General features: G+C 55.8%; 9 protein-coding genes. 5 read left to right on the forward strand and 4 right to left on the reverse strand.

Translation table 11 applies throughout. The features are described 5' to 3' along the window. Positions 1–29: 29 nt before the first annotated feature. Positions 30–593 (reverse strand): hypothetical protein, encoded by a 564-nt coding sequence (locus ABEA92_RS27910; RefSeq protein WP_345688546.1) that lies wholly within the window; start codon positions 591–593, stop codon positions 30–32. Positions 594–1110: 517 nt separating this feature from the next. Here ABEA92_RS27910 and ABEA92_RS27915 point away from each other — a divergent pair. From ABEA92_RS27915 to ABEA92_RS27925, 3 genes are all read left to right on the forward strand, one after another. Continuing rightward, a complete protein-coding gene (locus ABEA92_RS27915) occupies positions 1111–2496 on the forward strand; it encodes an LTA synthase family protein (protein ID WP_345688548.1) in 1386 nt (461 codons plus the stop codon). A gap of 471 nt (positions 2497–2967) precedes the next feature. Further along, positions 2968–4368 carry a S41 family peptidase gene (locus ABEA92_RS27920; RefSeq protein ID WP_345688550.1) on the forward strand — a complete coding sequence of 467 codons (1401 nt, stop codon included), beginning with the start codon at positions 2968–2970 and terminating at the stop codon, positions 4366–4368. A gap of 257 nt (positions 4369–4625) precedes the next feature. Continuing rightward, complete coding sequence (locus tag ABEA92_RS27925; protein ID WP_345688552.1) at positions 4626–5381, forward strand: hypothetical protein; 756 nt, start codon at positions 4626–4628, stop codon at positions 5379–5381. A 196-nt stretch (positions 5382–5577) separates the two neighbouring features. Here ABEA92_RS27925 and ABEA92_RS27930 read toward each other — a convergent pair whose 3' ends face one another. Further along, complete coding sequence (locus ABEA92_RS27930; protein WP_345688554.1) at positions 5578–7575, reverse strand: ABC transporter ATP-binding protein; 1998 nt, start codon at positions 7573–7575, stop codon at positions 5578–5580. 441 nt (positions 7576–8016) lie between these two features. Here ABEA92_RS27930 and ABEA92_RS27935 point away from each other — a divergent pair, with 441 nt between their 5' ends. Further along, a complete protein-coding gene (locus tag ABEA92_RS27935; RefSeq protein WP_345688555.1) occupies positions 8017–8763 on the forward strand; it encodes a hypothetical protein in 747 nt (248 codons plus the stop codon). Positions 8764–9036: 273 nt separating this feature from the next. Here the strand turns inward: ABEA92_RS27935 and ABEA92_RS27940 are convergent, their stop codons facing one another. Further along, positions 9037–12135, reverse strand: coding sequence for an error-prone DNA polymerase (locus ABEA92_RS27940; protein ID WP_345688557.1), 3099 nt, complete (start codon positions 12133–12135; stop codon positions 9037–9039). A 194-nt stretch (positions 12136–12329) separates the two neighbouring features. On the opposite strand from ABEA92_RS27940, the gene ABEA92_RS27945 reads away from it, so the two are divergent. Then, positions 12330–12761, forward strand: coding sequence for an NINE protein (locus ABEA92_RS27945; RefSeq protein WP_345688559.1), 432 nt, complete (start codon positions 12330–12332; stop codon positions 12759–12761). Between the two features lie 232 nt (positions 12762–12993). Here ABEA92_RS27945 and ABEA92_RS27950 read toward each other — a convergent pair whose 3' ends face one another. Then, positions 12994–14505, reverse strand: a complete 1512-nt coding sequence (locus ABEA92_RS27950) for an NfeD family protein (protein WP_345688561.1) — start codon at positions 14503–14505, stop codon at positions 12994–12996. Positions 14506–14537 lie beyond the last annotated feature (32 nt).

Consider the following 14537-nt stretch of genomic DNA (forward strand, 5'->3'; position numbering starts at 1 on the left):
TGGATTGCTTGCAAGCATGCTTGTCACGACTACTGGGTCGCGGTCGCACTGCCCGATGCGGAAACCGAAGGCAGCTTCGGTGCCGGCAACACTTCCATCCAGTTCCGATTGATCTTGGTTGCCCAAGCACCGGGAGCGGTGGAAGGCTCGCGATCGGTCACAAAAACATTGGTGGCGACACCGGCGGTTTGGATACCGTCGAGCGTTTGCCGAACCGCAGCCACGCGAGCATCGGTCTCTTCGTCGCTCTTGCCACGCAGCACGTAGATGTTCCGTCGCGACTCGGGTGATTGGGTGGCGATCCAATGAACACGATTGTGTCCCGAGGCTAGCAGAGCGCCATCACCGGATCGGAACAATTCGTGACCGATCGTGTTGTGTAGCCGCCATCCGTTGTTTTTCATCACTTCAAATGGAGCGGTCACTTGACGTGCGTCCATTTCTTGGAATGGCTCGGGCCATGCATTGTTGCGGTGATAATCAATGCTCGCTTGATGCCAAAATTGGTGCCAATCAGCGGATACGGTTCCCACTGAAACGCTGAGCATCAAAGCTGCGATGGCAATGCGGCCGCGTCGAACTAAATGTTTCATATCAGGCAGTTCCTTCCGCCGGGTGCGTTCACAATTCAAGAGCAGCATGCGCGATGGGCATCCAAAGCTCAGGGCCGACATTCACATCGACCTGCTCGAGACGGAATCCATACCGCCTTGCTAGGAACTATCGGCCGCACCACCCCAATGACTTGTCCGTGGCTGAGCGACTCGGGCATGACCGCTAGAACCGTCACACTCTGCCAACGGCAACCGATCCACGGTGAAACGCAATCCGGTTCGCGAGCCCTCATCGGTCCTGTTCGGAAATAACTTCGTCATTCGAGTTTTGTGAGCAATCAACCGGGTGAGGTGTTTTCTCGGCGAGTGGACGCAACAGGCCGACCCAAGCAGCGAAGTAACGTTTTTTTGAAAAATATGGCCGGCAACGATGGGGATGCTACCAAGATCCCCGCCGCCGCTGCGAATAGGATGAATGAATCGGAACGGAATCCCGGCGTCTGTTCCTTTCCCCCGCGTCTGTTCCTAGCCCCACTGCTCATCGAGATCGTCAATCGTGGCTCGACCATCCTCTTCCCACACCGATTTGCACGACGAGTCCAGCGAGACGCAGCCCGATTTGATCGTAGCATCGCTTGTCGACCAGGACCCAGCCGAATTGCCGATCGCGGCGACCCTTGTCAGTGAAACGAGCGATCGGAGTGATGAAGTGGCCTCTGACGCATTAACGGATGCCGCAGTGGCGAAACGCGAAGCCATTGGATGCCGGGGTGACGAGGTGGCGTCCGGCGTCTCGACCGCCGACGGGGAATCGATTCGCCCAAGTCGTCTGCGACGAGGATGGGGATTTTTGACATGGGCGGTTTCGGGCACGTTTTCGCTGGTATCACTGATCGTGATCCTGGCGGTGTTGACCGCGATCCCGCTGCTGCAATTGATCGCCTTCGGTTACTTGTTGGACGTGGCAGGGCGGCTAACCAATGGCGCCAAGTTTTCTGACGCGCTGCCCAATTTGCGTCGTGCCGGCACCGTGGGACTGGCCGCGCTCGCCATCTTTCTTGCTTCGCTACCGACGCAATTACTAATCCACTGGGAATCGGTTGCCCAATTGATCGAACCTGGTTCGGCCCAAGCCGCTTCGATGCGGACGATGGCGATCATTGTTTGCTTCCTTGCGCTGGCGTACCTGATGTGGGCTTGGGTACGCGGTGGATCGCTGCGGCATTACTTGTGGCCTGAGCCTAAACGATTTTTACGTGAAGCATGGCGTCCGCGGACGTATCACACCGCGGTGGACTCGTTGTGGGATTTCACGACTGCATTCGAATTACCACGTCTTTTCTGGTTGGGGCTGCGGGGTTTCATCGGCACGTTGATTTGGTTGTCGCCGGCCTTGCTGTTGATCGCGGCCAACCGAAACGGAAAACCCGGAGCCGCCGGCGTGATCGGAGCGGTTTGCATTTTGTTTCTCGGCATCTCGCTGCTCTACCTGCCGATGTTGCAAGCCCACTTTGCCTCGGTCAATCGGTTGCGGGGACTGTTTGCCGTTCGCACGATTCGCCGCGATTTTCGCCGAGCGCCGTGGGCGTGGCTGCTTGCGATGGTCATCGGTTTGGTGCTGATGCCGATTCCGCTGTACCTGTTGAAGATCGAAGCCACTCCACGTGAAGTGGTTTGGTTGCCGTGCCTCGTCTTTGTCGCCTTTATCTTGCCCGCACGAATCGCCGAGGGCTTGGCACTGCGACGGGCGCGAAGCAAAGCAGAACCTAGTGGCACTTGGGCCCGCATCTCTCGCTGGAGTGTCCGGCTGCTGATGTTGCCCGTCGTGGGAACCTATTTGGCGTTTTTGCAGTTGTCCCAGTACACCAGCTGGGACGGGCTGATGACGTGGATTCAACAACACGCGATCCTGTTGCCGATCCCGTTCATGGGGGGCGTCTAAGGATCGCCCCATTGAGAATCCTCGATCCTGCCTAGATCGTTCCTGTAGCGAAAGTCGCGGGCGGCTTGTTGTTTTAGTCGTACGATGGACTTCCTAGTCCGTCGAATGCGCCATTGACGGACGAGGAAGTCCATCCCACACCCCTTGCCGCAGGAACCTTCATTAAATCAACAAGCCGTCAAGACTTTCGGCAGCATGGCGTAACCCATCGGGAAATCGAAATTCTTCACGAATTCCGCTACCAAGTTTCCGCCTCGGATGCGTTCTCGGACAGTGCCTAGAAGCTATCCAGATTAGATCGTTTGGGTTTGAAAAAGAAGTCCTGTCCGACGCGGCGTGAACGTCGGGTACAATGAAGACGTAGCCAGGGGTGCGGTATGCATTCGCATGCCCTCGTTCTCAGCTCGTTCTCAGCTCGTTTCCAACCTTGTCGATTCTCGTTCGCTCGCTTTTTCATTGGGCTTCGTCTGCATGCCTTCACGCAATCTGAATATCATTCTGCTGACGTTCTGTTTTTCACTTTTGTGCTACCTGACTCATCGACGAGCCAAGCCGGCGATGCTGGTGGGAGACGCACTTGATTTGATCCACCACCACTACGTCGACCCGATCGACGAAGACCGATTGCTGACCGCTGCGATGAACGGCATGACGTCGATCTTGGATCAAAATTGCGAATACATTCCGTTGGATGCTTACGCGTCGTTCCAGGACAGCATGAGTCAAGAATTCGCGGGAATTGGAATCTACGTGGAACAACCGGACGTCACCAAGCCGGTCCGTGTCGTCACCCCCTTGGTCGGATCACCCGCACTTCGCGCAGGAATGATGCCGGGAGACGAAATCATCGAAATCGACGGCGAAAATGTCGCCAAGCTGAGTTTAAAAGAGGTCAGTGCCAGACTAAAAGGCCCGATCGGCACCGTGGTTTATGTTGTCGTGCGGCGTGACGATCAAGAATTGTCGCTGTCGATCGACCGATCCACCATCGAACTCGAATCGGTGATCGGAGACTATCGCGACGAAGACAACAACTGGGTGTACCGATTGCAGGACGATCCATCGATCGCCTACGTCCGTTTGACCAGCTTTGGCGAAAAGACCGATGGTGAACTACGCACCGTGCTAGAGCGGTTGAACAATGATTTCCGCGGTCTGGTGCTTGATCTACGTGGCAATAGCGGAGGTTTGCTGTACGCGGCGGTCAACGTCTGTGACATGTTCCTGGATCGTGGCCGCATTGTTTCGACGCGAATTCGAGGCGGCAAGATTTACGACGAATTCGATGCCCAAAGCGGCACCTTGGTCAATCTCGACAAACCGGTCGCCGTGCTGATCGATGGGAATTCGGCAAGTGCCAGCGAGATTGTCGCGGCTTGTTTGCAAGATCACCAGCGAGCCGTTGTGGTGGGCACTCGCAGCTACGGCAAAGGAACCGTGCAAAATATCTTGCCGCTGCAGTACGGACGCAGTGCACTGCGTTTGACGGTGGCAAGGTACTATCGCCCCAATGGCAAAAACATCCATCGCGTCCTCGACGCCAAACCCGAAGACGAGTGGGGGGTCAGCCCCAATCCCGATATGGAGGTTAGTTTGGATGAAAGCACACTCGAAAAATTGAGCAAACGGTGGCGTGAGGCGTCCTACCCCAGTTTGGCTGCCGTTTCCGAAATGCAACTGCATTCGGATGAACCAACCCGTGACAAAGGTGACAAAGAATCGACCTCTGCGAAACAGGGTACCGACGTGGAAACGATGCCCGAGGGCGGATTGAGTCTCGATCCTGTGTTGCGCCGAGCGGTCGAAGCGATTGATGCGGATCGCGCGATCGACGACGCCCCCCGCAGCGATGCCGTCCCCGCGGCGGCGTAATTTTCGACTTCTCGGTTACCTGAGCGGCAAATTAAGTACAATCGGTGATGCCAACGCTTGGCCATACATGGGTCACAGGTCGGCCTTTTCGTAAAACGTTAATCGTGCGTTGCCACATGTCTCGAAAGAAAACGTTTGCCGGAGCTGGATGCGACAACTAGAGTTTGTAGGACGCAAAAGCCTTTGCGAGCATAATGTTCGGTAAATACTTCACGATTAGCACAAAACACCACCCCTCCACACGGGGAGCACGCCCGATGAAAAAGACGTTACTCAGCGCGGTTCTGGTTGCCGCAGGCTCATTTTGTCTGCTGACTGATTCACCATCAGCCAACGCCCAGAACCCGATTTTGTCCGAAATGTACGGTCGAGGAGTGCACTCCTTCTATGCCGGCCGTTACGACGATGCCAACAAGTTTCTCTCGATGGCCATTGATAATGGCATCAAAGACCCACGCGCGTATTACTTTCGCGGGTTGGTCGCCACTTCGCTCGGAAACACCTACCAAGCCGAAGAAGATTGGCGTCAGGGAGCGGAACTCGAGGCACGGCTCGGCAGCAACGCATCGATCGGTCGATCGTTGGCCCGTTTTCAAGGTGCCGAACGTTTGAAATTGGAACAGATCCGTCAAACCGCCCGTTTGGAATTGATGGCGAACGCCGCAAGCCGTTCGCAGCAACGTTATGGCGAAATCGAAAACGCCGCTGCCGCCGCAACGCCGCCAGCCACCGCGTCGGCGCCGCGAAACGCCGTCACTCCGCCACCGATTCCGCCAGAAGCTGAAAATCCTTTCGCCGACGACGTCGAATTGGCCACGGGCGAACCCAAATTGGAATCCAGCGACGCCTTCGCAGGTGCCGATAAAGGGGATCCCGCTGCTCCCGCAGCCATGGATGCGGCTGCTACGGCTGATGACGCCAACAACATCTTTGGTGGTGGCGACGCCGGAGCAAGCGATCCGTTTGGCGGAGGAGCTCCGATGGACGATCCGTTCGCCGGAGGCGGATTCTAGTTCGCCACGTGTGACATCAAGGATCGAAAGAAAATAATCGAAAGAACAGGGGCAGCGGAAAGGGTGTGTGGTTTTCGTTGCCCCGCTTGCGATAATCTCACGTCGCGACAATCTCACGTCGCGACAATCTCATTGCGCGACAATTTTACGGTGTGACAATTTTACGGTGTGACCATCGTTCGGCGTGACGCTTTCGTTACGCCGCCGCTCGCTGCTCGCTGCCACATAGACTTTGATAGAACCGATTGCGAGCGATCAATTCTTCGTGGCGTCCCGTATCGGAAATCCGCCCCGCTTCGATCACCACGATCCGATCTGCCATCGACAAACTGGTATGGCGATGCGTGATCATCACTCCGGTGCGATCGACCAAGAACTTCGCCAGCGCCTGGTGAATCAATTGCTCGCTTTCGAGATCGATCTGGCTCGTGGCTTCATCGAGGATCAAGATGTCGGGATTGCGTAAGAAGGCACGTGCTAAGGCAAGCCGTTGCATCTGGCCGCCCGAGAGCCGCGTCCCGTTGCTGCCCAGCCGTGTTTGATAGCCGTCGGGCGTTTTCCGCAAAATGAACTCATCGGCAAACGCCATCTTCGCCGCGCGTACAACCGCATGCGAATCCGCACCGGGGGAACCGTAGCGAATATTGTTTTCGATCGTATCGTCAAACAAGATCGTTCGCTGAGTCACCAACGCGATCCGGCGACGCAAATCACGAGTCTTCATCTCGTGAATCGGTGTGTCATCCAACAACACCTGCCCACTTTGCGGATCGTCAAAGCGACACAGCAGATTGACGATCGTACTTTTTCCGCTGCCATTGGGGCCAACCACGGCGATCGTTTCGCCATGACGGATCGTCAAGTCGACACCACGCAACACGGTCGGTCCGGAGGTGTATTGGTAGACGACGTTTTCCAGCCGAATCTCGCGATGCGGCCGCGCCGTCGTGCGATCGTTCTTAGGCTCGGCGACTCGGATCGGCTGATCGATGATCTCGTAAACCCGATCCGTCGCCGCGATCCCTCGCTGCAAACCGCTCCATACATCGGATAACTTTTTGGCGGGATCCGAGGCACCGATCAAAAAGCCAAAGAACATCAAGATCTCGCCGACTTCCAACGGAACGGTGCTCATTGGAATGCCAAACAAATGAGTTTGTTGGTTGACCACCAAATAGCCACCCGCCAAGATCGCAAGTCCTACGACGGTCATCCCCAACATTTCGCTGCTGCTGCGAGCCAACGTGTTGTAGAACGCCATCTTCATCGATTTGCGATAATACGCCTGGATGCCACGATTGAATTTCGCGCGTTCGAAACCTTGTGTATTGAAGGCTTTGACCACCCGGATGCCTGCGAACGAATCATTGAGCATCCCGTACAACTGGCTCATCTCTTCCATTGCCCGGCGACTGGCTCGGCGAATCGCACGGCTCAGATGATGCATCACCAATCCAACCAGCGGCGTGACGATCATCACGAATAACAGCAACCGCCAACACACAAACATCGCGCCACCAAGACAGACCGCCATCTTCAGCGGCTCGCGAACCAATCGGCCCAGTAGTGCCGTGATCCCTCCCGAGACGTTGGAGATGTCGTTGGTCAACCGCGATGTCAGATCCGCTGAACCATTTTCGCCAAACGAATCGAGGTCCAACCGCAATGCCTTGCGAAAAAACAGGGCGCGAAGGTCCAACGAAGCCGATTCCGCGACGTATTGAACCAGCATTAGATTAATTAATAGAGCGACCAACTTGATTGCCGTACCGCCGACCAACATCGCCACGATCAACATCAACGTCGCGTACGAGCCACGCGGAGCATAGGCATCGATAGTCGGTTTCGCCCAACGCAGGTACTTGCTCGACTCGGCCAGTGCCGTTTGGGTCGCGGCGGCGGCTTCGATTTGCAGCCGCAGATTCTTGGCGGTCGCGTCGTCCGCCGTCGCCAATTCCGCGGTCAATTGATGGATTTCAGCATCAAGTTCATCGATCCGCGAATCGGTCTGGCTGATTTGCTTTTCGGCGTATCCTGGCAAACTGTCGCCTTTAAAAACGACTTCGACCAACGGGTACAACGTCCCGATATTGGCTCCCCACAGGACGGCAATCAACATCGATGTCAATACAATCCCCGTGATCGACCATTTACGACGCAAGGCGATGCGAAGTGCGCGACCAAAATTTCTCATCGTTAATCGTCGTCCCTGACGAGTAGATCCGTCTAATGTCTGCAAAAACCAGCAAGTTGAAGCGAGTCTTGTAAACCAGAAGCGGTCAGCTCGGCTAGACGAATTCATTGCTAGCACCGTTTCCACGCGACCGACCGGCGGCCCGCAGCAGCCAACATCGCTTGCCGGAAACGACGTGATTTGCCGGGCGTACCCGCCGTGCCGCTGCGATTGCGGGCGGACCAGTACGAGCCAGCAGGTCACGGCAAAAAAATTGCACTTTTTGCGTTAGCTTGCAAAACCGTCCACCCACCACGGGCGTAGACACACTACCGCAGTGTCACGACGAACATTTTCGCTGGCAGCAAGTTTTCATTTGCAGTGAAAGCGTCACCTGGGCATTGCCAGTGCCATTCTCGTCTGAATCGATCCGAATCCCCCCTGTATGAGCTCTTTTGCAAGATGCCGACCGATGCCGAGTTAAAACCGATTGTTCCCATGATGGGCGCCGAAGGAGGCTTTGAGGAGGACGAATCGGTTCCCCCGTTGCGAATCTCAGGTTTTCTATGCCTGCTTTTCGGGCTTTTGAGTGCATTGGGCATTATCGGCTACCCGATGCTGGTCACCGCCGTGATTGCAATTGCCTTTGGTTTGGTCGCCCTGCGTCCCTGGGACAAACAAAAACCCGTCGGCGTGACTCCGGCGCGGATCGGATTGGTGATGGCGGTGGCCTTTGGTTCCTGTGGCTTTCTGGTGCACACGCTGAAGACTCGCACCCTGGCCAACCAAGCCGAGTACTTTGCTCGCCAATACCTTGATGTGATTGCCAACGGTGAATTTGCGATCGCGATGGAGCTAAAGAAGGAGCCCGTCAATCGATTGCCTCTGCACATGCCGTTGATGGATCACTATCAATCGAGCGAAGAGAACATGCAGAGTTTGACCGAATTTGAGGCCGATGGAATCAACCAACAATTGGTCGACGCCGGGCCCGGTGTCCCATGGGAACTCGGAGAACCGGTGCGAGTATTCCAGTATTACGGGATGCAACAAGCCGAGCTGCTGTTCCTGAACCCCAACCCGAACCAGGAACCGAAGAAGATCTACATGTTGATGAAGTACGACATCGATCCTGAAGGCGTCGGCCAATGGCGAGTCGATCAATGCCGCCCCTACATGAAACGCTTAGTCGCTGAAAGCGTTCTGTAGCGAAACTCGTCAAGAGTTTCGACCAAGAGCAAAAACGCAGCGAAACTCGTCAACGGCTTGTTGATTTAATGAGCCGTGACGCGTCAGCGGCCGGGTCCCACGCGGTATCCGGTGCCTCACGGCTCACGGCTCACCATTGCAATTCGCATTTGGACTAACTCAACAAGCCGTCAAGAGTTTCGAATTGTTCGGCAAATACAACGAAAGTCTTGACGACTTTCGCTACGCCCCATCCTGAGTATTAGCCCTGACAAAACACTAGCCTGTCACCCTCTAATGAAAATCGCGAGAACGCTGATCCAATTTGGGTGACTCGTTGGCCAAGTCCGAAAGCCGGCCGACGATCACGTGGATCACCCCTTTGCGATTTTCTAATTTGCCGTCGACCATCCACAGATTGCTCGCCTGGGCGATCCGAAAGAATCGCTTCCACACCGCCGCGTAGAAAACCAGATTCACCGATCCGGTTTCATCTTCGATCGTGACAAACGTAATCCCCTTGGCGGTTCCCGGTCGTTGACGCATCAACACGAGTCCAGCGACGCGAACGTGACGTCCATCGCGGAGCGAGTTCAACTCGCTGGCACACACGCAGCGTTTCCGTTTCAATTCGTTTCGCATGAACGACACCGGATGCGCCTTTAGACTCATCCCGGTCGTGCTGTAATCGGCGTGCACCTCCTCTTGCGGTGTCATCGGAATCAACGCCTCGGGAATCAATTCCTCGTCGTCTTGCTCGGCATCAAACAGCGGACGCGATTGCGGTTTCTTTTCTTCGGCTAACGATTGCCAGATTGCACCTCGCCGATCCCCGGCGATCGATTCAAACGCATCGGCATCCGCCAAGGTGGCAACCACCGAGCTAGAAATTTTGGTGCGATGCACCAGTTCCGCGATACTGCGAAACGAACCGTTTTGTTCGCGTTCGTCCAGAATCACGTTGGCCGCCGCAGCGGGCAGTCCACGCACCATCTGCATCCCCAAACGAATGGCGGGCTGCGACCGATTCGCGTCGGGATGCAACGTCGATTCCCACTGGCTTTCATTGATATCGACGGGCAGCGTTCGCACGCCGTGCTGTTTCGCATCGGCGACCAATTGAGCGGGCGCGTAGAATCCCATTGGCTGGCTGTTCAGTAGCGCCGCGCAGAACGCCGCCGGATAGTGACATTTCAAATAACACGATGCATACACCAACAACGCAAAACTAGCGGCATGCGATTCGGGAAACCCGTACTCACCAAACCCACGAATTTGGTTGAACACGTGCTCGGCAAACTCGCCCGTCAAACCATGTTTCTTCATCCCCTCGAGCAATTTGACTCGAAAACGATCGATCACACCGGGCCGTCGCCATGCAGCCATCGCGCGGCGCAATTGGTCGGCTTCACCCGGTGTAAACCCTGCTGCGACCACCGCCAACCGCATCGCTTGTTCCTGAAAGATCGGCACCCCGAGCGTTTTCTCTAACACGCCGCGAATCGCTTCACTTGGATACACGACGCTTTGCGGATCTTCGCGAGCTTGCAGGAACGGGTGCACCATATTGCCTTGGATTGGCCCCGGCCGCACGATCGCCACTTCGACCACCAAATCGTAATAACACCGCGGTTTCAGCCGTGGCAACATGCTCATCTGTGCTCGACTTTCGATCTGAAAAACGCCCACCGTATCGGCGGCACAAATCATGTCGTAGGTCGGTTTGTCATCGGCAGGAATATTGGAAAGCGACAACTCACGTCCGTGATGCTCGGACACCAATTCGAATGCGCGGCGGATCGCCGACAACATTCCCAATGCGAGCACATCGACTTTCAAGATTCCCAAGTCATCCAAATCATCCTTGTTCCACTGGATCACCGTGCGGCCTTCCATTGCCGCATTTTCGATCGGGCACAGTTCGCACAGATCGCCTTGCGTGATCACCATCCCACCAACGTGCTGCGACAAATGCCGCGGGAAACCGACAAGCGATTGAACAAGGTAAACAAATCGCTTGCCCATCTCGGTATCAGGATCCAGCCCGCCGCTGCGGCACCGCTCGGCAAAGTCGGTCGCGCCGTCACGTCCGCTGGCGAACTTGGCTAACGAATCAATCACGTCAGGCGACATCCCAAGTGCCTTGCCCACTTCGCGAATCGCACTACGGGTGCGATACGAGGTGACCGTGGCGGTCAAACCAGCACGATGGCGACCATATTTGTCATACAGGTACTGCAACACCTCTTCGCGACGTTGATGCTCGAAATCGACATCGATATCCGGAGCCTCGTTTCGTTCGCGGCTAATGAATCGTTCGAACAACAAATCCGTTTGACTGGGGTCCACGTTGGTGATGCCCAAGCAGTAACAAACGGTTGAATTGGCTGCCGAACCACGCCCCTGACACAAAATATTTCGCTCGCGAGCAAAACGGACCATGTCCCACACGGTCAAAAAATAGGCTTCGTATTGCAGTTCGCGAATCAATTCCATCTCATGCCGAATCAACTCGATCACTTGTTTGGGAACGCCACCAGGCCATCGCTGTTTCGCCCCCTCCCACGTCAACCGACGCAGATGGTCGATCGGCTTCATGTCGCCCGGCGCGAGTTCGACCGGATACTCGTAGCGAAGTTCGTCGAGTGAAAACGTGCACTGCTGGGCGATCTCGATCGTCCGCGCAATCGCGTCGGGAGCGTCACGATACAGATCGGCGATCTCTGCGAGCGAACGCATACCATGTTGGCTGTTCGCGAATCGCTCGCGATGCACATGATCGATTGTGGTCCCATGGCGGATTGCCGTCACGCAATCATGCAACAACATCCGCGGGGCGGTGTGATAATGAACATCGCCGGCGGCCACCAATGGCACATCGTTTTTTAGTGCGAATTCGCGTAACCGTTCTGCCTTGGCACGATCATCCACGCCGCGATGCAATTCGAGGAACATGTAGCGGCGATTGGCAAAGACCTCGCGGAACGACGTTCGCAAAAATTTCCCGGTGCAGGCGTCCGTCGGGATCACCGCCGCAATCATCCCTTCGCTGGCCGCCGCGATGTCGTCCCAGGCGAGTTCGCATTGCCCTTTTTCACATCGCATCCGGCCCAGTGAAATCAGCCGACACAATCGGCCATACGCCGCACGATCGGTCGGCCAAACGACCATCGGGGGGGCATCGATCGGATGCAGTTCGCTGCCCACGATGTACTGGATTCCGACCTCTTTGGCGGGTGTATGCCCACGAACGATCCCCGCCAGCGACGATTCGTCGGTGATCGCGATTCCTGCGTACCCCAATTCACTTGCTTGCTCGACCAATTCGTCTGGATGAGAGGCTCCCTTCAAGAACGAAAAATTGCTTTTGCAGTGCAGTTCAGCGTACTGCATCGTGCACCCCCGATCGGAAAATCCGCGTCCCTTTGTGCGATCGGACTCGCAGCCATCTCGATAAAACCGCCATTTGGACCGTCATTTGCAAAGATTTGGATTCCGCGAACGAATAATGATGCTGCCTACAGCGCAGCCTTCCTAACACCACGAATCCTATCAAACCCCACTGAAACGACATGGAACCGGCACCGATGACGGCCCACAACGCCAATCCTAACCCGCTTCGTAATCAAGCCGAGGTCACGCACCCGGTGTTGGTCGGATATTTGTTTTGGATCCTCGGATTCGTCGGCGCCCACCGTTTCTACTTCGGTAAACCGCTGACCGGGATTTTGTGGTTTTTCACCGGCGGGCTCCTGCTGGTTGGCTGGATCGTCGACGCCTTTTTTATTCCTGCGATGGCAGACGAGGCAAACCAAAGATACCCCAATGGCCGAATCGATTACACCGTGACTTGGGTGCTTCTGACGTTCTTAGGTCTATTCGGCGTCCATCGATTTTACATGGGCAAGATCGGCACAGGCATCATTTACCTAGTGTCCGGCGGGCTATTTGGGATTGGCTATGCCTACGATGTCTGCACGCTGAACGAGCAGGTCGAAGAGCTGAACCGGTTTGACTGATCTGCTCCTCAGGCCGTGTTCTGCGACAAATCATAACCCGAAGCGTCGGCGAGGGACCGAATCAAAATCGAGATTCCCTCGTTTACGTTTTCTGAAGTTGCGTGATTAGACGTTCTTCGCGCCACAGGCCCGGCCATTTGCCAGCCGACGTCAGTAGATCCGAATAAACGGCCGGGGCTTTGCCCCTAAACACAAACACGCAACTTCAAACAGCACAAGCGAGGTCCACGACTTAGGCAACCGGACGCACGATCACCTTGGCTCCTTGTTTGCCGACCACACGCACTTGGGTGCCAGGATCAACAAAGTCGCCTTCGGTGACAACATCCACGGTGAAGTCATCGACCATGATCCGCCCGCCGGGCCGCAGCGCCGAGACCGCTTCGCCGACGCTGCCCACTTCCACCCGTTGCCAACCGGGCAACGAGGTGGCCGCCATCCCGCTGGCGACTCCGCCTCCTTCGAGTGCAACCGTTGGTTTTAGCGTCAACCGGCTCAGCCCCGGAATCTCGCTCATGTATTGGGCGAGTACCAAAAGCGCGATTAGAAAAGCGACAAAGGCGCCGACCACCGTCAACACGTCCATGCCAAGTGCCGCCAGTTCTTCGCTGCTGTGAGGCATCAGGAAACGCCGCGATGCCATCACCAGCGATCCGAGCGACAACACAATCCCGCTGATTCCTGCGACACCGAAACCGGGAATCACAAACACTTCGGCGGCGATAAACAGCAAGCCGATAACAAACAGAGTCACCTCGAGCCAACCAGCGGTGCCCCCCAAAAATCGACTCCAAAAGAACAATCCAAAACAGAGCACCGACGTCAATCCGCCAATCCCCAATCCCGGAGCACTCAGTTCGATCACCAGGGCGGTCAACCCGATCACGATCAACAGGAACGTCACAAAGCCTGAATTTAGAATCAACACCAGCGTATCGACCCAAGTTCGCTCGAGCGTTGGAATCGGTTCCTGCAGGTTTAGCGTCGAAGCCAACTCGCTACGACTAGCAACCGTTTGATCGATCAGCCCAAGTTCAGCGGCACGGCGTCCATTGGCGGTAAAGAACATCTCCTTGCCGGCTTCGCGAATCGGTGGCCCCTTTTCCCAGGCGTCTTGATTCTCCAGTGCAACCCATTCCTTGTCCGAAAAATAGCGAACCGCCCCGTCTTCTTTGTGGGTAGCTTTGAACACGACCATGTCTTTGTCGGTCATTTTTTCGGCCAACGCGATTGGCCGTCCTGTCGCTTCGGCGGTATCACGCACTTTTTGCGCCAACACACTACGGCTTTTGGCTTCGGTGTAACGGTATGCTCCATCGGCGCCCATCACGATTTCGCCAGCGTCGCCGATACGAGCCCCGGGCAGCATGATGATTTTGTCGCAGGAAAGCGCAAACAACGCCGCGCCACTGATCGCATCCTTTTCGATGAACGCGACCGTTTCAACATCGCTCGCATCGAGCACCATGTCCATCAATTCGAAGGTGACCTGGGTAAATCCACCAGGACTGTGGATGTCAAAGATCACCACATCGACGCCCGATTCGACCGCGTCACGAAATTTTCGTTCTAAAAGTGCGGCGCTGAGCGGATGAATCATTTCGTGCAGCGGAATGATCACTGCTTTTCGCGGCGAAACCGGAGGATTCGGCTCGCCTTTGGCGGCATCTTGGCCGCTCACCAACCCCGGCGAAAACAGCAGGGCGGCAAGGCAAATTGTGATGAAAGTTGGCAAACCACGCATTGGGCGTTCCCTGAGCAATGATGTCGTAAAAC

This window comes from Novipirellula caenicola, assembly GCF_039545035.1.
In the GTDB taxonomy this organism is placed as follows: Bacteria; Planctomycetota; Planctomycetia; order Pirellulales; family Pirellulaceae; genus Novipirellula; species Novipirellula caenicola.

Excerpts from the sequence above, each read along its gene's own strand:
- ABEA92_RS27910 (WP_345688546.1), bottom strand. The coding sequence starts at position 593 with ATGAAACATTTAGTTCGACGCGGCCGCATTGCCATCGCAGCTTTGATG.
- ABEA92_RS27920 (WP_345688550.1), top strand. The coding sequence starts at position 2,968 with ATGCCTTCACGCAATCTGAATATCATTCTGCTGACGTTCTGTTTTTCA.
- ABEA92_RS27925 (WP_345688552.1), top strand. The coding sequence starts at position 4,626 with ATGAAAAAGACGTTACTCAGCGCGGTTCTGGTTGCCGCAGGCTCATTT.
- ABEA92_RS27930 (WP_345688554.1), bottom strand. The coding sequence starts at position 7,575 with ATGAGAAATTTTGGTCGCGCACTTCGCATCGCCTTGCGTCGTAAATGG.
- ABEA92_RS27935 (WP_345688555.1), top strand. The coding sequence starts at position 8,017 with ATGCCGACCGATGCCGAGTTAAAACCGATTGTTCCCATGATGGGCGCC.
- ABEA92_RS27940 (WP_345688557.1), bottom strand. The coding sequence starts at position 12,135 with ATGCAGTACGCTGAACTGCACTGCAAAAGCAATTTTTCGTTCTTGAAG.
- ABEA92_RS27945 (WP_345688559.1), top strand. The coding sequence starts at position 12,330 with ATGACGGCCCACAACGCCAATCCTAACCCGCTTCGTAATCAAGCCGAG.
- ABEA92_RS27950 (WP_345688561.1), bottom strand. The coding sequence starts at position 14,505 with ATGCGTGGTTTGCCAACTTTCATCACAATTTGCCTTGCCGCCCTGCTG.